Source organism: Kocuria sp. GQ42 (assembly GCF_059758435.1).
In genome coordinates, this window is sequence record NZ_JCAXEN010000002.1 from 91,501 (window position 1) to 113,364 (window position 21,864).

Annotated in this window: 14 protein-coding genes; 5 read left to right on the plus strand and 9 right to left on the minus strand. The window is 72.8% G+C overall.

The window, feature by feature from the left end; all coding sequences use genetic code 11:
- Positions 1 to 71: 71 nt before the first annotated feature.
- Positions 72 to 989, minus strand: coding sequence for a 5-deoxy-glucuronate isomerase (gene iolB / locus AC6CH6_RS05945; protein ID WP_498254418.1), 918 nt, complete (start codon positions 987 to 989; stop codon positions 72 to 74).
- A gap of 65 nt (positions 990 to 1,054) precedes the next feature.
- The gene (locus tag AC6CH6_RS05950; RefSeq protein WP_133410645.1) at positions 1,055 to 1,795 is read right to left on the minus strand and encodes a GntR family transcriptional regulator; all 741 of its coding nucleotides are present in this window, start codon (positions 1,793 to 1,795) and stop codon (positions 1,055 to 1,057) included.
- 191 nt (positions 1,796 to 1,986) lie between these two features.
- On the opposite strand from AC6CH6_RS05950, the gene AC6CH6_RS05955 reads away from it, so the two are divergent.
- From AC6CH6_RS05955 to AC6CH6_RS05970, 4 genes are all read left to right on the plus strand, one after another.
- Positions 1,987 to 3,015 carry a substrate-binding domain-containing protein gene (locus AC6CH6_RS05955; protein WP_498254419.1) on the plus strand — a complete coding sequence of 343 codons (1,029 nt, stop codon included), beginning with the start codon at positions 1,987 to 1,989 and terminating at the stop codon, positions 3,013 to 3,015.
- A gap of 29 nt (positions 3,016 to 3,044) precedes the next feature.
- A complete protein-coding gene (locus AC6CH6_RS05960; RefSeq protein WP_017832140.1) occupies positions 3,045 to 4,145 on the plus strand; it encodes an ABC transporter permease in 1,101 nt (366 codons plus the stop codon).
- Positions 4,146 to 5,048, plus strand: a complete 903-nt coding sequence (locus AC6CH6_RS05965; RefSeq protein ID WP_133410644.1) for an ATP-binding cassette domain-containing protein — start codon at positions 4,146 to 4,148, stop codon at positions 5,046 to 5,048. It begins immediately after the preceding gene.
- Positions 5,049 to 5,131: 83 nt separating this feature from the next.
- Positions 5,132 to 6,196 carry a Gfo/Idh/MocA family protein gene (locus tag AC6CH6_RS05970; RefSeq protein ID WP_498254420.1) on the plus strand — a complete coding sequence of 355 codons (1,065 nt, stop codon included), beginning with the start codon at positions 5,132 to 5,134 and terminating at the stop codon, positions 6,194 to 6,196.
- A 34-nt stretch (positions 6,197 to 6,230) separates the two neighbouring features.
- Here AC6CH6_RS05970 and purU read toward each other — a convergent pair whose 3' ends face one another.
- The 6 genes from purU to AC6CH6_RS06000 all read right to left on the minus strand — a co-directional run bounded on the left by purU (position 6,231) and on the right by AC6CH6_RS06000 (position 16,867).
- Positions 6,231 to 7,097 (minus strand): formyltetrahydrofolate deformylase, encoded by an 867-nt coding sequence (gene purU / locus AC6CH6_RS05975; RefSeq protein ID WP_498254421.1) that lies wholly within the window; start codon positions 7,095 to 7,097, stop codon positions 6,231 to 6,233.
- 640 nt (positions 7,098 to 7,737) lie between these two features.
- On the minus strand, positions 7,738 to 8,799 hold the full coding sequence (locus AC6CH6_RS05980; RefSeq protein ID WP_498254422.1) for an IS110 family RNA-guided transposase: 1,062 nt from the start codon (positions 8,797 to 8,799) through the stop codon (positions 7,738 to 7,740).
- Between the two features lie 260 nt (positions 8,800 to 9,059).
- A complete protein-coding gene (locus AC6CH6_RS05985; RefSeq protein ID WP_498254423.1) occupies positions 9,060 to 10,205 on the minus strand; it encodes a VIT1/CCC1 transporter family protein in 1,146 nt (381 codons plus the stop codon).
- 252 nt (positions 10,206 to 10,457) lie between these two features.
- Complete coding sequence (locus tag AC6CH6_RS05990; protein WP_498254424.1) at positions 10,458 to 11,696, minus strand: benzoate/H(+) symporter BenE family transporter; 1,239 nt, start codon at positions 11,694 to 11,696, stop codon at positions 10,458 to 10,460.
- 187 nt (positions 11,697 to 11,883) lie between these two features.
- On the minus strand, positions 11,884 to 13,296 hold the full coding sequence (locus AC6CH6_RS05995) for a TY-Chap domain-containing protein (protein ID WP_498254425.1): 1,413 nt from the start codon (positions 13,294 to 13,296) through the stop codon (positions 11,884 to 11,886).
- Positions 13,297 to 13,504: 208 nt separating this feature from the next.
- A complete protein-coding gene (locus AC6CH6_RS06000; protein WP_498254426.1) occupies positions 13,505 to 16,867 on the minus strand; it encodes a DEAD/DEAH box helicase in 3,363 nt (1,120 codons plus the stop codon).
- Between the two features lie 127 nt (positions 16,868 to 16,994).
- Between AC6CH6_RS06000 and AC6CH6_RS06005 the strand changes: the two genes are divergently transcribed.
- Complete coding sequence (locus tag AC6CH6_RS06005; RefSeq protein WP_035926970.1) at positions 16,995 to 20,120, plus strand: hypothetical protein; 3,126 nt, start codon at positions 16,995 to 16,997, stop codon at positions 20,118 to 20,120.
- Between the two features lie 93 nt (positions 20,121 to 20,213).
- Here AC6CH6_RS06005 and AC6CH6_RS06010 read toward each other — a convergent pair whose 3' ends face one another.
- Entirely contained in the window at positions 20,214 to 21,800 is a 1,587-nt protein-coding gene (locus tag AC6CH6_RS06010; RefSeq protein WP_368796539.1) for a GMC family oxidoreductase, read from the minus strand.
- Between the last annotated feature and the right edge of the window lie 64 nt (positions 21,801 to 21,864).

The window sequence follows — 21,864 nt, forward strand, 5'->3', positions numbered from 1 at the left end:
CGTTCGCCCGTGCACGGAGGGCCCGCCCCCGAGGGGGCGGGCCCTCCGTGCACGGGCGGTGCCGGGCGTGCTCAGCGGCCGAAGGGCAGCCGGGGGTCGACCGCCGACTCGTCCCAGGTCCGGCGGATCCAGCCGTGGTGGGGGTCGTCGCTGATCAGCCACTCCCGCACCCGGCCCGGCCCGGCCATGACGTTGAGGTAGTACAGGTCGTAGCCGGGGGTCGCCATGGCGGGCCCGTGCCAGCCGTAGGGCACCAGGACGACGTCGCCCGAGCGCACCTCGGCGCTGACGTCGATGGGACGGTCGTCCGAGGCGTAGACCCGCTGGTAGCCCATGGGATCGGCGCCGCCGGACTCCGGCACGGGCATGCCCTCGGCGAGCTGCGTCTCGAAGTAGTAGATCTCCTCCAGGGCCGTCTCCCCGTCCTTCTCCTCGTCGTGCTTGTGCGGCGGGTAGGAGGACCAGTTGCCGGCCGGGGTGAGCACCTCGCAGACGATGAACCGGTCGGCCTCGAGGGCCGCCGGGGTGCCGAAGTTGTGCACCTGGCGCGAGCAGTTCCCCGCCCCGCGCAGCTCCACCGGGATCTCCTCGCGGGTCACGAGCCGGGTCGGATGCTCCGCGCGAGCGGGCGCCGAGGCCACGGCCACCCGGCCGCCGGTGGCGGTGGACACGGTCAGGTCCCGGCGGATCCCGGTGTAGAGAACGTCGGTGGGGCCGGCGAAGACCGACGGCCGGCCGGCGAGGTCGTAGCGCTCGCCGCCCGTCTCGGCGGTGAAGCTCCCCGCCAGGGGCACCACGATGCGCTCCTCCTCGGCGGCGTCCAGGCGAATCCGTCCGCCCGGGCCGAGGTCGGCCACGCGCAGGCCCGTGTGGGCCCAGCCGGGGACCTCGGCGGCGGAGTCGTGGCCGCCCAGGGAGACGAACCAGCCGTCCTGGGCGGCGGAGTCCTTGGGGTGGACCCATTCGGGGCGGGAGCTGTCGGTGTGCATGGGTCGGTGTGCCTTCCGGTGTCGTCGTCGTGCGGTGGTCTCGGGCCGCGGCGGTGGTCCGGCGCTCAGCGCTGGACGAGGGTCAGCTCGAAGGTGTACTTGTCGGCCCGGTACACGTGCCGGCCGGTCTCCACCTGCCGGCCGAGGTCGTCCATGGCGGTGCGGTGCATGCTGACCAGCGCGGCGCCGGGCTCGACGCCCAGCTGCTCCGCCTGGAACGCGTCGGCCGAGACGGCGCCCACCCGTTGGTGGGCCAGCTGGAAGTTGACGCCCTGGCCGCGCATGAGGGAGTACAGCCCTTCCTGCTCGAGCTGCTCGCGGGTGAGCTCGCACAGCGCGCAGGGGATCCAGTTCTCCATGAGGGCCAGCGGCTCGCCGTCCGTGGCGCGCAGGCGCACGAGGTGGTAGACCTCGTCGCCCGGCGCGATGCCCAGCAGCAGCGCCACCTCGTCGTCGGCAGGGATCCGCGCGAAGTCCAGCACGTCCGTGCTGGGACTGCCGCCGCTGCGCTGGAGGTCCTCGTGCAGGCTGGTCAGCTCGAGCGAGCGGCGGACCTGGCTGCCCACCACCTGGGTGCCCACACCGCGCTTGCGCACCAGCAGCCCGGCGCGCACGAGCTGGTCCATGGCCTTGCGCATGGTGGGGCGGGACAGGTTGAGCCGGTTGGCGAGGTCGATCTCGTTGTCCAGCTTGGTTCCCGGGGGCAGCTCACCGCTGCGGATCGCGTCCTCGAGCCCCTGCGCCACCTGATGGTAGAGGGGCACGGGGGAGGTCTTGTCGACCGTGAGACGGAGTGGGCCGGACATGGTGGACCTCCAAGGGGTGGAACCGAGCGGGCGGGACCGCCGACTTCCTCCATTGTGAAGGGCGAGATGTGAATATGTCCATACATTCTATTGACATCTGTGATCCGGGTCACCCAGGATGATCCCCAAGCGGACGGCCGAGGCGGCGCCCGGAGGCGCGAGGCCCCGCATCGACACGAGGAGAACATCCCATGACTGCACGACGTCCTTCCCCCGAGAGCCTGCGGCCGAGGGCGCCCCGGCGTCTCCTGGCGGCCGCCGCCCTGCTGGTCCCGGCCATGGCGCTCGCCGGCTGCTCGTCCGAGGGCGGCCGGGAGACCACCGCCGCGGGCGAGGGCGGCGGCGGCCAGGCGGCCCAGACCGAGCAGATCAAGATCGCCATGATCACGCACGCCGCCCCGGGCGACACGTTCTGGGACCGGATCCGCGCGGGCGCCGAGGAGGCCTCGGCGAAGGACAACGTGGAGTTCCTCTACGCCTCCGACCCCGAGGGCGGGCGCCAGGCCCAGCTCGTGCAGCAGTACATCGACCAGGGCGTCGACGGGATCGCCGTGACCCTGGCCAAGCCCGACGCCCTGCGGGACGTGCTGGCCCAGGCCGAGGAGGCCGGCATCCCGGTGGTGACCCTCAACGCCGGCGAGAACGAGTTCGAGGACCTCGGCGCGTTCGCGCACTTCGGGTCCGACGAGCAGCTGGCCGGGCAGACGGCGGGGGAGCGGCTCAAGGAGGAGGGCCTGCAGCACCCGATCTGCGTGATTCAGGAGCAGGGCCACGTGGGTCTCGAGGCCCGGTGCGCCGGCGTCAAGGAGGCGCTGCCCGAGACGGAGATCCTCTACGTGCAGGGCACGGACATGACCCAGGTGTCCTCGACCGCCACGGCCAAGCTGCAGGCCTCGACGGAGGCCGACTCGATCATCGGGCTCGGCGCGCCCTACACGATGACCCTGCTCGAGGCGAAGGAGTCGGCCGGCAGCGACGCGACCGTCGCGTCCTTCGACATGAACGGCGACCTCGCCCAGGCCGTCGTCGACGGCGACGTGCTGTTCACCATCGACCAGCAGCCGTGGCTGCAGGGCTACCTGTCCGTGGACTCCCTGTGGCAGAACCACCGGGGCGCCTTCAAGATCGGCGGCGGTCAGGCGACGCTCACGGGTCCCGCCGTCGTGGACTCGTCGAACGCCGAGGACGTCCTCGAGTACGCGAACGAGGGCATCCGCTGAGCGGGCCCGGGAACCAGGAGCAGAAGACCATGACCTCCACCCGTACACCGGCCGCCGCACCGGCGCCGGACCGCGGCTCCTCCGGAGCCCCCTCCACGCCCACCGCCGCGGCCCCGGCCGACGAGCGCATCCAGACCAAGGGCCTGCTGGGCACCTTCCTGGCCCGCCCCGAGATCGGGGCGCTGGTCGGGGCGATCGTGGTGGCGCTGTTCTTCGCCGTCGCCGCCCCCTCGATCACCCAGGCCCAGTCCATCTCCACCGTGCTGTACGGGGCCTCGACCATCGGGATCATGGTGGTGGGGGTGTCCCTGCTGATGATCGGCGGGGAGTTCGACCTCTCCACCGGTGTGGCCGTGATCACCTCCGCGCTGGCCGCCTCGATGTTCAGCTGGTTCTTCGCCGTCAACGTCTGGGTCGGGGTGGGCATCGCCCTGCTGACCTCGCTGGCGATCGGGCTGATCAACGGCTGGCTGCTGATGCGCACCAAGCTGCCCTCCTTCATCGTGACCCTGTCGACGTTCCTCATGCTCACCGGGCTCAACCTGGCCCTGACCCGGCTGATCGGCGGCTCGGTCTCCTCGCCCTCGATCAGCACCATGGACGGCTTCGACTCCGCCAAGGCGATCTTCGCCTCCTCGGTGACCATCGCCGGGGTGAACGTGCGGATCACGGTGTTCTACTGGATCGCCCTGGTGGCGGTCGCCACGTTCATTCTGCTCAAGACGAGGATCGGCAACTGGATCTTCGCCGTGGGCGGGGACGAGAACGCCGCCCGCGCCGTGGGCGTGCCGGTGGCGAAGACCAAGATCGGGCTGTTCATGGGCGTGGGCCTGTGCGGCTGGCTGCTGGGCATGCACAACCTCTTCGCCTTCGACTCCGTGCAGTCCGGGGAGGGCGTGGGCAACGAGTTCCTGTACATCATCGGCGCCGTGATCGGCGGGTGCCTGCTCACCGGCGGCTTCGGCTCCGCGATCGGCGGTGCCCTGGGCGCGCTGATCTTCGGCATCGCCTCCCGCGGCATCGTCTACGCCGAGTGGAACCCGGACTGGTTCAAGTTTTTCCTGGGCCTGATGCTGCTGCTGGCCACCATCGTGAACATGTACGTGCGCAAGCGCGTCGAGAGGAAGTAGGTGACCACCGTGTCGACGCAGAACACGCCCACGGGCACCACCCCCGACACCACCGACACCGCAGCGCCCCTGGTGGAGCTCGCGGACGTCGGCAAGCGCTACGGCAACATCATCGCCCTGCGCGAGGTCACCATGACCGTCGACGCAGGGAAGGTCACCTGCGTGCTCGGTGACAACGGGGCCGGCAAGTCCACCCTGATCAAGATCATCGCCGGACTGCACCAGCACACCGACGGGACCCTGCGGGTCGGCGGGGAGGAGACCACCTTCACCTCGCCCCGGCAGGCCCTCGACGCCGGGATCGCCACCGTCTACCAGGACCTGGCCGTGGTCCCGCTGATGCCGGTGTGGCGCAACTTCTTCCTGGGCTCCGAGCTCACCACCGGTTTCGGCCCGTTCAAGCGCCTGGACGTGGCCAGGATGAAGGAGATCACCAAGCAGGAGCTCGCCGACATGGGCATCGACCTGCGCGACGTGGACCAGCCCATCGGCACCCTGTCCGGCGGTGAGCGCCAGTGCGTGGCCATCGCCCGCGCGGTGCACTTCGGGGCGAAGGTGCTGATCCTGGACGAGCCCACCGCGGCCCTGGGCGTGAAGCAGTCCGGGGTGGTGCTGCGCTACATCCTCCAGGCCAAGGAACGCGGCCTGGGCGTGGTGTTCATCACCCACAACCCGCACCACGCCTACCCCGTGGGGGACCGGTTCCTGCTGCTCAAGCGCGGGCGGTCCATCGGCTACTACGAGAAGAAGGACATCCTGCTCGGGGACCTCACCGCCCAGATGGCCGGTGGTGCGGAGCTGGAGGAGCTCACCCACGAGCTCGAGCAGCTCGGCGGGCACACCACCCAGATGCAGCAGGTGAAGGCCGACATGGCCGAGTCCCAGGCACGCCCCCGCGCCTGACCGGATCCCGGCCCCGCGCCCGGAGAACTCCGGGCGCGGGGCCGGTCCCACAGCACCCCTCCCTGTCGAAAGGACTCCCCGCCATGACCGTCCGGATCGGACTGATCGGCGCCGGCCGCATCGGCGCCATGCACGCCGCCCACCTCGCCGCCCTGCGCGATCCCGGGGGCGGGCCGGCGGTGCGGCTGAGCATCGTGGACGCCGTGCCCGAGCAGGCGGCCGCCGTGGCCGGCCGGACGGGGGCGGTGCCGCTGCCCACGGTCGAGTCGCTGCTCGAGGACGGGGTGGACGGCCTCGTCGTGGCGACCGGCACGGCCACGCACCCGGAGCTGATCCGGACGGGCCTGGCCGCGGGGCTGCCGGTCTTCTGCGAGAAGCCGGTGGCGCTGTCCGTGGCGGAGGCGCTGCCCCTGCTCGACGAGATCGAGCGCGTGCAGGGCGTGGTCCAGATCGGTCACCAGCGCCGCTTCGACCCCGGCTACGTCCGGGCCCGGGAGCTGTACGCCGCGGGCGAGCTGGGCTGGCTGCACACCGTGCGCGCCGTGACCGGTGACATGACCCCGCCGCCGGTCGAGTTCCTCGCGACTTCGGGCGGGCTGTTCCGGGACTGCTCCGTGCACGACGTCGACGTCCTCCGCTGGATCACCGGCCGCGAGGTCGTCGAGGTGTACGCCCGCGGGTCCAACCGCGGGGACCCCCGGATCGGCGAGGTGGGCGACGTCGACACCGCGCTGGCCGTGCTCACCCTCGACGACGGCACGGTGGCCACCGTGGCCGCGACCCGCTACAACGGTGCGGGCCACGACGTGCGGCTCGAGCTGCAGGGCTCGAAGGGCTCGGTGGCCGTGGGGATGGACGAGCACATGGCGATGCGCTCGGCCGAGCCCGGGGTCGGGTTCCCGGCCGGGCCCCCGCACACCACGTTCCACGAGCGCTTCGCCGAGGCCTACCGCCGCGAGATGGCGGCCTTCGTGCGGGTGGTGCGCGGGGAGATCCCCAGCCCCTGCACGGCCCGCGACGCCGTGGCCGCCTCCCGGGTGGCCGACGCCGCGCAGCGCTCGCTCGAGACGGGCGTCACCGTCCGGGTGGAGCCTCTCGGTGCGTCCGAGGGCTCGGCGCCAGCGGTCCGCCGGCCCGCCCGCGCGTGAGCGCGCCCGGCCGCCCCGGGGCGCGGGGGCCGGATTAGACCAGGACGATGGTGCGGTTGCCGGAGAGCACCACGCGGCCCTCGGCGTGCCACTTCACGGCGCGGGACAGCGCCTGCATCTCGGCGTCGCGGCCCACCGCCACGAGGTCCGCCGGGGTGTGGGCGTGGTCCACGGGCATGACGCGCTGGGCGATGATCGGGCCCTCGTCGAGGTCCGCCGTCACGTAGTGCGCCGTGGCCCCCACCATCTTCACGCCCCGCGCGTAGGCCTGGTGGTAGGGCTTGGCGCCCTTGAACGAGGGCAGGAAGGAGTGGTGGATGTTGATGCACTTCCCCGACAGCTCCCGCGTCAGCTCGTCGGAGAGCACCTGCATGTAGCGGGCCAGCACGACCAGCTCGACGTCGTAGCGGTCCACGAGCTCGAGCAGCCGGCCCTCGGCCTGCGGCTTGGTCGCTGCCGTGACGGGGATGTGGTGGAAGGGGACCTCGTGCCACTCCACGAGGCTCTTGTGGTCGAGGTGGTTGGAGACCACGGCCACGATCTCGATGGGCAGCTCGCCGATCCTGGTGCGGTGCAGCAGGTCCGTGAGGCAGTGGGAGAAGCGGGACACCATGACGAGCACCCGGGTCCGGCGCTGCACGGAGACCAGCCGGAACCGCATGTCGTGCTGCTCCGCGACCGGGGCGAAGCCCTCGGTCAGGGACTCCACGGTGGCGGTGCCGGCCTCGCTGACGGTGTGGCAGCGGATGAAGAACTCGTCGGTGAAACGGTCCGAGAAGTGCTTCACGTCGAAGATGTCGCAGCCCTGCTCCGTCAGGTTGGACGTGATGGCGCTCACGAGCCCGTGGGCCTCGGGGCAGTGGACGGTCAGGACGTGTTCGACGGTCCCCTGGGCGGGCATGGGCGGGCTCCTCGGCGCTGGTGACGGGTGCGCCGCGCGGTCCGGTCTCGACGACGGCGGGCGCGGCCCTACGATCCTAGCCCCAGCGGGCAGGGCGCCAGGACGGCGTGCGGAGCGGGACGACCGGGGCGGAGGTGGTGCGGTGTAGACCGATGGCCGCGGGAACGGGCGGTAGGAGTCCGCCCGGCGCGGGGAGAGATGCGCCTCCCATGGAGGACCCGCGGCCATCGGCAGGCGTTGAACGCCTCAACAGAGGAGAGCCGTGGGCTGAGCGGCTTTCAGAACACGGATGCCGCAGACGGTGCACCCCCCAGTGCGTCCGAATCGGTCCGATCCGTGCAATTTCCCCCATTGCTGTGGTTCTCACCACGATCGCAACCTTATCCGACGCGGTGCCGCGTCCGCACCCGGTTTCCCCGGGGAATTCGCGGGGCGGGCCGTGAGCCGCTGGCCGCCCCCGGAACGTGGGCCGGTCGGCGGGGCGCGGGGGCGGCGGAATCGGCGGGAATACCGCTCCCACCAGCGGTTTCACGGACGGTCCCGGACGCGGGGTGTCCGCCGGCCGCCCGGGATGTCCCCTCAAATGAGGACAGCGTCGGTTTGCCTTCGTGACGACCAGGCCGGACGCTCCTATGGTCTGTCAAGCCGGGCTGGGTTGGTGTTCGAGGAGGCGGTAGAGGTCTCGGGCGATGTAGCGCTTGAGACAGCGTTTGATCTCACGAGAGGTCTTGCCTTCGATCGTGCGGCGGGCGACGTAGTCGCGGGTGGTGGGGTCGTAGCGGATCCGGGAGAGCGCGATGGTGTGCAGGGCCCGGTTGAGCTGGCGATCGCCGTAACGGTTGAGCCGGTGACGGGTGGTGACCTGGCCACTGGTGGCCGGGATCGGGGCCACCCCGGCGAGCATCGCGAAGGCCGCCTCGGAATGGATCCGCCCCGGGTGGGACCAGGCGCACAGCACAGTCGCGGCCACGATCGGGCCCACCCCGGACTGGGCGAGCAGGTCCGGGCGCCAGGACCGCACGATCGCCAGGATCGCCTTCTCGTGCGAGGCGGCCTCGACGGCCAGGTCCCGGGCTCGCCGGGCCAGCGACCGCAGCACGGTGACGGTCACGGTGGTCTCCACATCCCAGGAGGCATGCCCCCGCAGCCCTGCGGCGATCTTGAGCATCCCGGGCAGCTTCTGCCCGCGGAACCGGCCCCGGATCGGCTCCGGGGCGGCGATGACCAGGCTGAACAGCTGCCCCTGGGCGTCGGTGGCGGCCTCCACCGCCGAGCGTCGAGCGGCCAGCAGCACCGACAGCGCCTGCCGGTCCCCACCGTGGCGCGGGGTGCCGAGGCGGGCCCGGGACATCGCCTCGCGCGCGGCCCGGATCGCGTCCAGCGGGTCGGACTTGGCCCCGTTGCGGCGCCGGGCGCGCTGGGGCCGGTCGAGCTCGACCACAACCTCCTCGAGCCCGGCCAGGTGGCGGGCCGGCCCGGCCCCGTGACCGCCGGTGCCCTCGATCGCCCAGGCCCGCAGCCGGGCGTGCTCATCGGCGAAGGCCACCAGGCGGGCGTACCCGCCGGCGGTGGTCTCCACGGTGATCTCCCCGAGCACGCCACCGGTGCCGGTATCGACGGCGGCGGCGGAATGGGTGTGGACGTGGGTGTCGACGCCGATGACGACGTCGACGACCTCTCGTAGATCGGTCAGACTGGACATTGCGTTCCTCCCAGGCTCCGGAGCGGACGTAGGTTCCGGTCCGGGAGGAGTCACGGCAGGACTGTGACGGGACACGCCCGGCGCCGCTAACGCCAGGCGGTCAGGCTCCTGATCAGGCCAGTCGCTCCGACCGGGCCGGGGCCGGCAACCACGAGCGGACAAGTCCGGCCCAAGGCACGAAGCCAGTCAGGCGAAGGGTCACGCTCGTGGTCACCTGCTCACAGCCCAGCACCATCAGGCTGCAAAAGGAATCCTTACAGTCAGGCGACGCTCGTGTTGAAGAGCAGGCCGAGGAGATAGGTGGCCAGGGCGGCGCCGTAGCCGATGGCCAGCTGGCGCAGCCCGCGCTTCCAGGGGGAGGCCCCGGAGAGCAGCCCGACCAGGCCGCCCGTCACCAGCAGGGCGAGCCCCACGAGGACGAGGGCCAGGAGCATCGCGGGGACGCCGGTGAGGCCCGCGAGGTACGGCAGGATCGGGATGATCGCGCCGGAGGCGAAGAAGCAGAAGCTCGACGCCGCGGCCCCGAGGTCGGTGCCGAGGGCCACGGTGGAGTGCGGCGCCGGCTCGTCCTCGACGGTGTCGCGGAACGACCGGGAGGGGTCGCAGTCGCACTCGAAGAAGCCCAGCCGCTCCGCCGCGCGGTGCTCGGCGGCCTCCTCGCTCATGCCCCTCGCCCGGTAGATCAGCACGAGCTCGTTGGCGTCCAGGTCCAGGTTCGGCGCCACGTGGAGCGTCACCTGGGTCGGCTGGGAGGCGTCGAGCAGCTCGCGCTGCGAGCGCACGGACACGAACTCCCCGGCCCCCATGGACAGCGCCCCCGCGAGCAGGCCGGCGACGCCCGCGAAGAGCACCATCCCGGGGGAGGTGCCGGTGGCGCCCACGCCCATGACCAGCGCGAGGTTGGACACGAGGCCGTCGTTGGCGCCGAAGACCGCCGCCCGGAAGTTGCCGGAGAGCTTGTGCCGGCCCTCGGTGGCGAGGGCGCGGATGATCTCCTCGTGCACCGCCTCGTCGGCCGCCATGGCGTCGGACGCGTCCTCCTCCCGGTCGTAGGGGGAGCGGCTCTCGGCGCGCTGGATCAGGGCGAGGACGAAGACAGAGCCGAAGTGCGTGGCGAGGAAGATCAGCAGCCGGGAGTACAGGGACGGCCGGGCCTCGGCCTCCGCGTGGGGGCCGAGCAGCCGGACCCAGTGCTCGGCGTGGCGCTGCTCGGCCTCGGCGACCTGGCGCAGGATCTCCTGCTCTCGGCCGGTGCTGCGGGCGGCGAGGAGGCTGTAGATCCGCGCCTCGGCGCGCTCCTCCGCGAGGTACTTGCGCCAGCGGCGGATCTGTCCGCGCTCGGGCCGGGCCGGGCGGGCGGGGTCTCCCCGGGGCGTGGGGGCGTGGGCGTCGGGTGCGGGTGTCATGCGGCCTTCCTCGGGCCCGGCGCGGTCCGGCGCGGCACGGGGCGCGCGGGGTCCGACCGGGGTGCGGTGTCGTCCGGAAGGTCTCGTTCGCCCGCGGGTACGGGTGGGCTGCCGGGACTCCTCGTCGAGACCGGGATGGCGACAGACCGACGGGTGCACGGCACCCGGGAACTACTCCCCTTCGCTTCCCGACGAGTGTAGACCCGGGGCGCCGGCCCCGGGATTCGGTGCGCCGAAGCCGTGCGGGAGTGCTCAGCGGGTGGCGGCCGGCGCGGGGCGGCGCAGGATCGCGTACGACCCGATGCCCGCGAGCATGCCCCAGAACGGGGAGACGATGCCGTAGGGGGCGATGCCGGAGACCGTGACCACCAGGGTGATGAGCGCCGCCTCGATGACGGCCGGCTGGTGCCGGCCGGGGTGCATGCTGTCGAAGAAGGACCCCTGCAGGGCGCCCAGCAGGGCCACCCCCGCGAGGGCCGTGATCATCCCCGGGGGGATCGCCGCGAACGCGGCGACGAGGGTGTCCGCGAACAGGCCGAAGAGGACGTAGAAGACCCCGCATGAGATGCCGGCCACGTAGCGGCGGCCGAGGTCCGGGTGGGACTCGGGACTGGTCGCGATGCCCGCGGTGACGGCCGCGAGGTTCAGGGCGTGGCTGCCGAAGGGCGCGAAGGCGACCGACGCGACGCCCGAGGCGCCGAGCAGCAGCCGGTCCCGGGCGGCGTAGCCAGCCGTGTGCATCATGGCCAGGCCCGGGGCGTTCTGCCCGGCCGCGGTCACGATCAGCAGCGGGATGCTGATCCCGGCGATCGCCTCCCACGAGAACGTGGGCACGGTCAGCACCGGCTGGGTGAGGGACAGGTCCAGGGCCACGGGCTCGATCCGGCCGCGGACGAGAGCCGTCAGCACGCCCAGGCCCAGTGCGGCGAAGACGGCGTAGCGGGGGAAGAACCGCCGGCCCAGGAGGTAGCCGAGGACGAGGGCGCCCGCCACCCACGGGTTCTCGACGACGGCCGCCGCCACCTTGATGGCGAAGGGGAAGAGCACGCCGGCCAGGACGGCGGCGGTGATGGGCTTCGGGACGGCGGCCAGGATCCGGCCGATCAGCCCCGTCACGCCCAGGACCAGGCCCAGGACGCCCGTGACCACGTAGGCGCCCACGGCGTCGGAGAAGGAGTAGCCGCCGAGCGAGGTGATGAGCAGCGCCGCCCCCGGGATGGACCACGCCACCATGACGGGCTGGCGCGTCCACAGGCTCATGAGGGCGCACGTGACGCCGGAGCCGACCGAGACGGCCCACAGCCAGGAGGAGGTGAGCTCCGGGCTGAGCCCGCCCGCCCGGGCCGCCTCGAGGACCACGAGCACGGGCCCCGAGTAGGAGACGACGACGGCCACGAAGCCCGCGAGGGTCGCCGACGCCGACCAGTCCCGCAGGAGGCCGCGGGCCGGCCGACCGGCCTGGCGGGTGGTGCTCGGCACGTGGCGGCTCATGGGGTGCTCCTGGGGGCGGGGTCGGATGACGGCGTCCGACCGCAGGACCGGACGGCGGCGTCAGGACCGGACGGCGCGACCCGCGCTCGGGACGGCGGACCGTGCCAGCCTAGGACGCCGCTCTCCCGGGGATAAGTATCGATCCTGCATGATTCTCCGCCTCCGGCATATGAGTCGGCGGGCGGGGTCAGGAGTCGACGGTGTCCGGCGCCGCCGGGGTGCGCCACTGCCGGCGCTCGGGGGCGATGACCGAGGCCTCGTCGCGGGTCTCCGCGGGGAAGGAGCCCACGCCCCAGTGGAAGCGGTACGGGTCGGCGCAGCCCCAGCCGAAGCGCAGGCCCTCCACGAGCTTCTGCGCCGCCTCCGGGAAGCCCAGCGGGGCGGTGGTCCACGGCTGGTCCCATCCCGTGGGCTCGTTCCACTCGTCCTCGTGGAAGAAGGTGGCGTCCACGGGCCAGGCCGCGTGCGCGAGCTGACCGCCCGAGAGCACGGCGCACTCCACGCCGTGCGGGCCGACCCCGGCCCACGCGACGGGCGCCTCCGACCGGTCGTCGTCGCGCTCGTACTCCACGACGAGGAAGTCGTTCCAGGGCAGCCGGGCGAGCACCGTGGCGATGAGCCGGCGCAGGTCCTCCCACACGTCCTCGCCGGCCTCCGGGGCCGCCGCGTCCGGCAGGACCACGCCGATGCCGGCGCGGCCCAGCATCTCCTGGGCCTCCGGGGTGGCCAGGTCGGACCAGGTCCTCGTGTCGGCGAAGCCGTCCCCCACGGGCTCCCCGGCCGGCTGGCGGGCGGAGGCGAAGCGCATGGCCTCCTCCCAGGAGCCGAAGAACCGGCGGACGCCGTCGAAGTAGGGGCGGCGGGTGCTGCCCGCCTCCTGCTCGACGACCCACCGGCCGTAGCGGGCGGTGGTCGGGTGGTGGCCGGTGCTGCGGCAGTGGGAGAGGAACGCCGTCACGGCGGTCGCGTACTCCTCCTCCGTGAAGACGTGCTCGAGGGCGGGCTCCGCGCCGGCCTGCAGCCCGATCCGCTCGAGCGCCACGTCCCACCGCCCGCCGCCCAGGCGCTGGGAAACGGTGCGCTCGGGCGCGGGCCAGTGGTGGGCGAGCACGCACAGGAAGTCGGACTCCGTGCACAGGCCCAGCCGTGCGATCTCGTAGCTGTGCGCGCTGAGCGGGCGGCAGGAGGCCTTCTCGGCGCAGTGCTGCTGGGCGGCCCCGATCAGCCCGAGGGTCCGCCGGGTGAGCGAGCCGTCGGCGTCGGACGCCGCGAGCAGCCCCGTGACGTCGCGGACCAGGGCCGTGCTCAGGTTCAGCGCCGCGTAGTCGGGGGCCGGGGCCAGGCCGAGGTGCTGGGCCATGACCAGCCACACGCCGGCGCCGACCGCACCGTCGTTGAGGTCCGGGGCCGAGGCCTCCTGCGGGAAGCGCTCGCCCAGGTGGGCGATCGCCGCGTCCAGCAGGGCGGTCGACTCCTCGGGGAACAGCAGCTGGAAGCGCATCCGCACCTGGCCGCGGGTCATCCCGCGGTCGGCCATCGCGTGGATCAGGGAGCCATAGCGCTGCACGAAGGCTGCGAGACCCGCCACGGCATGAGGCATGGAGGATCCTCCGGTCGGATGGTCAGATGGTCGGATCGGCTCGGGGAAGGCGCCCGGGCCGAGGGGGCCGCGCCGCCGTACGACACCACGCCGCCGCACGACACCACGCACTTCCGATGCTAGTGCCTGCTCCCCGGTCGCCGCGCGTGCGGGGGAATGTGACCCCCTGATGACGCGTCCAGCAACGGCCGGTGGACGAACCCGCAGGTCACGGCGTGAGCAGGCCCCGGATGTCCTCGGCGGTGAGCGCGCTGGAGAACATCCTGTCGTCGTCCAGCACGGCGGTGAACAGCCTGGCCTTGCGCTCCTTGAGCTCCATGACCTTCTCCTCGATCGTGTCCCGGGCCACGAGCCGGTAGACCATGACCTTCTTCTGCTGACCGATCCGGTGGGTCCGGTCCACGGCCTGCTCCTCGGTGGCGGGGTTCCACCACGGGTCCAGGAGGAAGCAGTAGTCCGCCTGGGTGAGGTTGAGCCCGAAGCCGCCGGCCTTGAGGCTCACCAGGAACACGGGGACCTGCCCGGACGTGAACCGCTCGAGCACCCGGGCCCGGTCCGTCGTGGAGCCGTCGAGGTAGGCGTAGGGGATCCGCAGCTCGTCCAGGCGGGCCGCCGCCTTCTTGAGGAAGCTCGTGAACTGGCTGAACACCAGGGGCCGGTGGCCCTCCGCCACGATCTCGGGCAGGTGCTCGAAGAGCAGGTCGAGCTTGCTCGAGGAGACGTCCGCCGTGGGGTCCACGAGGGACGCGTCGAGACTGAGCAGGCGCAGGGTGGTCAGGGACTGGAAGATCGTGAACCTGTTGCGGTCGAGGTCGCGCAGCAGGCCCAGGACCTTCTGCCGCTCGCGCTGCAGGCGCGTGTCGTAGATGCGGCGGTGCGCGGGGGAGAGCTCCACCTCGATGGTCTGCTCGAGCTTGGGGGGCAGCTCCAGGTCCACGGACTCCTTGGTGCGGCGGAGCATGAGGGGCTTGACGCGGCGGCGCAGCCGGGCGAGGGCGGCGGCATCCTCCCCGCGCTCGATGGGGCGCTGGTAGGTCTCGGTGAACTTCCGCCGGGACGGGAACAGGCCGGGCGCCGTCAGGGACAGCAGCGCCCACAGCTCCACGAGGCTGTTCTCGAGGGGGGTTCCCGTGATCGCCAGCTTGAACGGGGCGTCCAGGTCCTTCGCGGCCCGGTGCGCCTTGGTCCGGGGGTTCTTCACGAACTGCGCCTCGTCGAGGAGCACCCCCGCCCAGGGCATCCCCCGGTAGGCGGCCTCGTCCAGGCGCAGCAGGGTGTAGGAGGTCACCACCACGCGGGCGCCGGCGGCGGCGTCCACGAGATCGGTGCCGGCCTTGGCCTGGGTGTCGGTCACGCCCACGACCGGCAGGGACGGGGCGAAGCGGCGGATCTCCGCCGTCCAGTTGGGCACCACGGAGGTCGGGGCGACCACCAGGAACGGGGGGAGGTCCGGGTCGTGCTCGACGGCGCGGCAGATCAGGGCGATGGCCTGCACGGTCTTGCCCAGACCCATGTCGTCGGCGAGGATCCCGCCCAGGCCGTGGTCCCACAGCACGCTCAGCCACGAGTAGCCGTCGCGCTGGTACGGCCGCAGCTCGGCGTGCAGGGTCGCGGGCACGGGGGGCGCCTCGAGGGTCTCGAGCTCGAGCAGGGAGCGCACCCCCTCCCGCCAGGCCTCGGCCTGGTCGGTGTCCGTCGCGACGTCCTCGAAGTCCTGCCACAGCCCGGCCTGGTGGCGGTGGATGCGCAGCGGTCCCTCGGGGGTCTCCTGCAGCGAGCGGGCCTCGGCGATCAGCTCGCGCAGCCGGTCGAACTCGGGGCGGTCCAGGGAGAACCAGGACCCGTCCGGGGCCAGCATCACATCCTGGCCGAGGTCGAGGGCGCGGAAGACGTCGGCGAAGGAGATGTAGAACTCGCCCACCTTGACCGTGACCCCGAGGTCGAACCAGTCGCGGCGCTCGGTGGCGGCGGTGCTGACGGTGATGGTGGGCGGGTCGGCGATCTGCTGGTAGGCCATGCGCCCGCCGGTGTGCTCGATCCGCAGGTCCGGGACCTTCTCGAGGGCGGGCAGCCACTCCCGCACGAGCACCAGCGCGTCCTGCGCCACGTAGCTCGAGCGGCGGAAGTCCACCCCCGGCGCCCGGTGCCGGACGGCGGCGGTGACCGCCGTCTCCCAGGACGACTCGCGGTGCACGGGCTCGTCGGCGAGCGGGTCCTCGGGGCGGAAGGGCAGCAGGATCCGGTCGCGGCCCTTCTGGTACTCCCACTCCCAGCGGGCGCGGATCGTGAGCTCCTGGTGCTCCAGGGTGAGCACCAGCTCGGGGTCCGCGACCTGCGGCAGCTCGATGGACCCGTCCCCGGTGTCCACGTCCATGCTGCGGTGCAGGCGCGGGAAGTAGCGGTCGAAGAACTCCTCGACCTCGTCCTCGGGGATCCGCAGACCGCCCGCCGTGTCCAGGAACCGCCGCTGCTCGCGGGTGAGCCGGGTGGCCAGGGGCACGAGGCGCAGCGGGAAGACGTTGAGGTCCTCGGTGTCGGCGACGTCCTGCGGGTCCCCGTCCGGGGCGAACAGCCCGTGCCCGGGGTCCCCGATGATCCGGGCGGTGCCCAGGGCGATCCGGCGGCCGCCGCTGTCCACCGTGGGCAGCAGCTCGAGGTCCTTCCCGGGCCCGCGCAGCACGTCCACGTGGAAGCGTCCCGGCTCCTCGACCGTCACGGGCAGCCCGTGCTCCCGGCCGACCAGGGTGATCCCGGCGGTCTCCGCCCGGCCGAGGATGCCCCACAGGAGGGGGGAGGCGTAGGAGTCGAGCCGGATCCAGTGCCGGTCGTGCACCGCGTAGGGGGAGCGGGTGGCGCTCAGCGCCCGGAGCTCGTCGAACCAGTCGACCTGCGCGGGGCTCAGCGACCACCGGCCGGCGTCGGCGGTGACGCTCTCCCAGTCCAGCCCGCCCTTGATCCACCCGCCCCGCCGGCCCCGGCGCACCGGGCGGACGTAGAGGTGCCACGGCGAGCCCGCCCGGCCCGTGCCGTGCACGTAGCGGTACGGCTCCCGGCGCAGGTCGAACTCCAGGGCCACTCCCTCGAGCTCCTCCGCGGGCGGTTCCGCGGGGTCCGGCCCGCCCAGGATCTCGGTCAGGGCGTCCTTCCAGTCGGGTGCCCCGCCGCGTCGCGCGGGCGCGGTGCCCACCCGGGGGGCGGCACCCTCGGGGGCCGCTGCGCCGGCCGGGGACGACGGCGCCGCGGTCCCGCCCTGCTGGTGGGCCCGGACCGCGGTCTCGAAGTTGTGGCGCAGCACGGTGGCCACGGCGTGCTTGCAGAACCCACCGGCCGGGCAGCTGCACCAGGCCGGTCCCGGTGCGCCGCCGGCCCCGACCCGCACGGAGACCGAGTACACCGACCCGGAGCCCTCGACCTCGGCGGAGAGGCTGCCGGACCCCTCGGCGCCCGGGGACCAGCGCACGGCGCGCACGCGTCCGGTGCGGAAGTACTCCTGGCCGCGGCGGAAGACGGCGGGCCCGGAGGCGGCGACGAGCCGCCGGGAGTCCACGAGGGGACCGGGAGGGGAGTGCATCGTCCCACCGTATCGGGCCGGGGCGCCGGGCGCCGCGCGTGCGGAGCGGCCCCGCGGGCTCTCTATAATCGAGGCGACCCCTCGAACGACGACAGCGGCCCCACGTGCGGCCGCGGACGGAGGACTCGTGCCCGACACTGCTGGGCTCCGCCTCGGAGACCATGCCATTGCCGACAGTGCCGAGGAGCTCGCCTACCTCCGCTGGAACGACGCGGTCTGCGCGGCGTTCTTCGGCCCGGAACGGGCGGGAGAGCTGATCTACCTCGACCTCGACGACAAGACGCTCGCCGCGATCGGCGAGGAGCGCGGCCTCGACGGGCCCTCGACCCTGCGGGCGCTCGCCGACTCGGTGACGCCCCTGCTGGTGACCGAGGACGGGCGGCGCTCGGTGTTCGACGTGTTCAACCGGCTCAACGGCCAGTGGTACCGCGCCACCCGCCGCAGCCTGGACTCCATCGCGGAGATCCCGCCGCCGCCCGTCGTCGCCCTGCTCGCCCTGTTCGCGCTCGCCGGGCGGCACATGTCGACCCTGGCCGCGCGGACGGGCAACAAGTCCGTCTCCACGTTCTTCCTGCCCCTGACCGTGCTCCTGCAGGCCGGGCCGGAGAACGCGAAGGCCCTCGAGTCCTCCTTCAAGAAGGACACCGAGGCGTACTGGGACGCGCTGCGCTACTGGCTCGAGCTGCGCAACGGCGAGATCGGGCTGCCCACGGCGTACGCGGTGAACCAGCGGCCGGTCGGGCTCGCGCTGTCCCAGACGATGTTCGGCGAGGCCGAGCGGCGCCAGCTGCACCGCATGTTCGAGGACCTGGGGATGACCACCGCGCAGGGGCTCTCCGCCGCCGAGCTCGGGGTCTACCTCGACTTCTGGCTCGACATGGCCGAGACGAAGGCGTCCAAGGCCATGAAGCAGGTCTGGGCGAACCCCCTCACCCGCGAGCCCGGTCTCGAGATCGCGCTGGCGGAGCTCGCGGTCTGGGAGCAGTCCCGCGAGCAGGCCCGCGCCGAGGTCCGCGCGAACGGCCGGGGGCCCGGCCGCAGCGCCGTGAAGTCCTGCTCGCTGTCCCTCACGGACAGCACCGACTACGTGGGCAATCCCGTGTTCGAGCTCGGCTTCGTGGTGCCCAAGCGCTTCCTCTCCGGCCGGGAGGTGGAGCTCGAGACCACGGCGGGGCCCCGCACCGTGTTCCTGTCCTTCATCGGGGACGCCTTCCTGGGGGTCTCCGCCTACACCGCGCGGATGGACCCGGGGACGCTGCTCGGCGGGACCCTGCAGCTCAGCGCCGGGGACGTGCGCTTCGAGCGCCACCCGCGCCCCGTCGTCATCTTCGCGAAGGACGGGTTCTCGGACACCTTCATCTCCGTGGACCACATCCCCGCGGCCTGGCCGTGCCGGATCATGGTCCGGGACGAGCCGGAGTGGATCGCCCAGATCAAGCGGATCCTCGACGACTCCGCCTCCCCGGACTACCGCTTCGTGGAGGCCGGCAGCCACGGCCTCGCCGAGGGGTGGGTGATGTTCGACGACGTGCAGGTGCTGCGCGCGGGCAACCCGGAGCTGACCGCGAACGACAACTTCTCCGGCCTGGTGCCCCGTCTCGTGCCCGCCGTGACCCTCTCCGGCGGGCTGCGGATCCCCGGCGACGTGGTGCGCTGGTCCGCGCTGCGCCCGCCGCAGGTGACCATCACCTCGGACACGGACGCGCCCCTCACCGTGGAGTGCGAGTGGCGCAACCCGCACTCCTTCAAGCTGGAGAAGGCCAAGCTCGTGGAGGGGCGCGTGCCCCCGTTCCAGATCTCGCTGCACGGCACGCCGATGGCGCGGGCGGACCGGACCCTCAAGCCCAACGACTACACCCTCGTCCTCAAGGCGGGGCGCACGGTCCGGCAGCGCCGCGAGTTCAAGCTCCGGGACTCGTCCTTCCACCTGACCCAGCGCTCCCTCGGCTACGAGGGCGAGATGGTGCACGTCGAGGAGGAGCCTCTGTGGCCCGTCACCGCGGGCATCGTGGCGGAGCTGCCCGAGCGGTACGTGCAGGGCGCGTTCGACAACCTGCCCGCACGGGAGGCGGCCGGGGACCACGAGGTCCCCGGCGCCCCGGGCTGGCACTCCTCGGAGGGGCAGCTGCTGCTCGAGCGCACCAACGCGCTGCCCGAGCCGGAGGGGCGCTCCTGCCTGGCCACCGGCCGGCACCGCATCGTGCTGCCGGCCATGGAGCCCAAGGCGAAGGCGCCGTGGATCTTCGGGCAGTGCGCCCAGTGCGGGCTGCAGAAGCGCTATCCGGGCCGGCTCACGAAGCCCTCCGCGCTCACCTCCACCGGCTCCGTGGAGGCGCTGCGCTTCATCGGCCCGGACGAGGGGGAGTACCCGACGTCGTGGGCGCCGTTCCGGGACGCCCTCACGTTCCTGGGCGGTGGGAAGCGCTCGAGCCTGTCCATCGTGGCCCGCCAGCTCGAGGACTCCGAGCGGTTCGAGGAGTGGTTCGTGGGCCACCTGCAGGCCCTCGGCTTCCTCGAGGTGGTCCGCGACGAGCACTGGACCGTGCGGCGCTGGCAGGTCTGCGGGCCCTCGCTCACCCAGCTCGTGGACGGCTCCGTGCTGCTCACGGGCGGCTGGACCCCGGAGAAGGAGGCCGTGGTCGCGGAGGCGGCCGCGGCCCAGGAGGCGTCCGTGGTGGTGCTCTCCCCGGAGGACCACGGGACCACCCTGCTGCAGGACGTGGACCTCGGGACGCTGCAGGAGGCGCTGCCGGTGGGGCTGTGCGACGTCGTCTTCGACGCCGGGCCCGCGATGCTGGAGACCCTGCCCCCGCTGTCCGAGGTCGAGGAGCAGCTGCGGCGCGCGGAGATGCAGTACAACGGGGTGGCCGAGCGCTTCGTCCCCGAGGACGCCACGTGGGAGCTCACCGAGGACCGGAACCGCCCGGGGCTGTACCGGATCAACCACCACCACCGGACCCGGTACGCGTTCCGCACCCCGGCCGACGTCGAGTCCGGCCACGCCCGGTTCGTGGCCTCGGGCATCGGCAAGCACTTCGCGGCCCGGCAGGCGGGGGTGCCGATCGTCTCCTACGACCCCGAGCTGGAGCTGCTCTCCGTGCCCATCGGCGCCGAGCTGGCCGGCCTCTACGCCCGCGCCGCCGTCCTGTGCTCCGGGCTGCTGCCCGCCAAGGTGGACGAGGACTTCTCGCTCAACTACGGGGACGTCACGCCCGAGTTCGCCCAGGCCCTGGTGGACAAGCTCATGAGCTGAGCGGGCGGCCGGGACGGACGGGCCCCGGGTCGGTGTGCGACCCGGGGCCCGTCCGCGCCCGGCCCGGCGGCGGGGGTGCTGCGCAGGAGGCGCTCAGGCGTCCGCGGCGATCAGCTCCGCCGCGCGCTCCCCGATCATGTAGACGGTGATGTTGGGGTTCACCGTGGTCAGCTCCGGCATCACCGAGGCGTCGGCCACGCGCAGGCCCGCCACCCCCTTGACCCGCAGCTGCGGGTCCAGCGGGGACATCGCGTCGTCGGCCGGTCCCATCCGGCAGGACCCGGCCGGGTGGTACACCGTGTTGTGGGTGCGCCGGACGTAGTCGGCGATCTCCTCGTCGGTCTGCACGTCCGGGCCCGGGAACAGCTCCGCCCCGGCCCACTCGGCCAGCGCCGACTGGGCGACGATCTCCCGGGCCCTGCGGATCCCGGCGGTCATGATGCGCAGGTCGTAGCCCTCGGGGTCGGTGAAGTAGCGGGGGTCGACCCGGGGCTTGTCCCGGAAGTCCCTCGAGCGCAGCCGCACCGTGCCGCGGGAGCGCGCGTGGGTGACGTTCGGGGTGAGGCAGAAGGCGTTGTCCGAGGTGGGGTAGCCCTGCCGGTAGGTGTGCAGGTCGAAGTTGACCGAGCCGTAGTGCATCATCAGGTCCGGCCGGTCGGTGTCCGGGTCCACCTGGGTGAAGATCCCGGCCTCCCACCACTGGGTGGACTCGGTGACCATGGGCCGGCGGGCCTCCCACTGGAGCACGCCCTCGGGGTGGTCCTGCAGGTGCTCGCCGACGCCGGGGGCGTCCACGAGCACGTCCACGCCGACCTCGCGCAGGTGCTCGGCGGGTCCGATCCCGGAGAGCATCAGCAGCTTGGGGGTGTCGATGGCGCCGGCGGAGACGACCACCTCGCGGCGGGCGCGCACGGTCCGGGACGTGCCGAAGGCGTTGTCGACCACCTCGACGCCGGTCGCCCGGCCGTCCTCGACGACCACGCGCTTGGCCTGGGTCGAGTGCAGGACCGTGAGGTTGTCCCGGTCGGCGGCCGGGTGCAGGTAGGACACGGACGAGGACGCCCGGGTGCCGTCGGCGCGGCGGTTGACCTGGAAGAAGTTCGCGCCGTTGACCACGGTCTTGCCGGTGTTGAAGGTGGTGCGCGGGATCCCCGCCTGCTCGCAGGCCTCGAGCAGGGCGACGCCGCACGGGTCGTCGTCCGGGATCTGCATCAGGTGCACGGGCCCGTCGTGGCCGTGGTGGGCGCCCTCGTCGTCGTTGGTCTCGAGCTTCTGGTAGAGCCGGAAGGCGGTCTCGGCGTTCCAGCCCTCGGCGCCGTGGACCTCCTCCCACTCGTCCAGGTCCTCGGCCGGGGCCCAGAACGCGATGCACGAGTTGTGCGACGAGCAGCCGCCCAGCACCTTGGCGCGGGCCATGCGCATGTGCGAGTTGCCGTTCTCCTGCTCCTCGACGGGGTAGTCCCAGTCGTAGCCGGACTCCAGCAGCTCCATCCACCGGCTGAGGGTCAGCACCTCGTCGATGCCCCGGTCGTGCGGTCCGGCCTCGATCAGCCCGACGCTCACGGACGGGTCCTCGGACAGCCGGGCGGCGACGACGGCGCCGGCGGAGCCGCCGCCGACCACCAGGTAGTCGAACTCCTGCGGGGTCTCGGGCGCTGGGGTGGTGCTGGGCGTGGTCATGTCTCTCCTCGGGAAGGTCTCGGGAAGTTTTCGGGGCGTGGCAGTTCTAGGGCGCGCCGGCGTC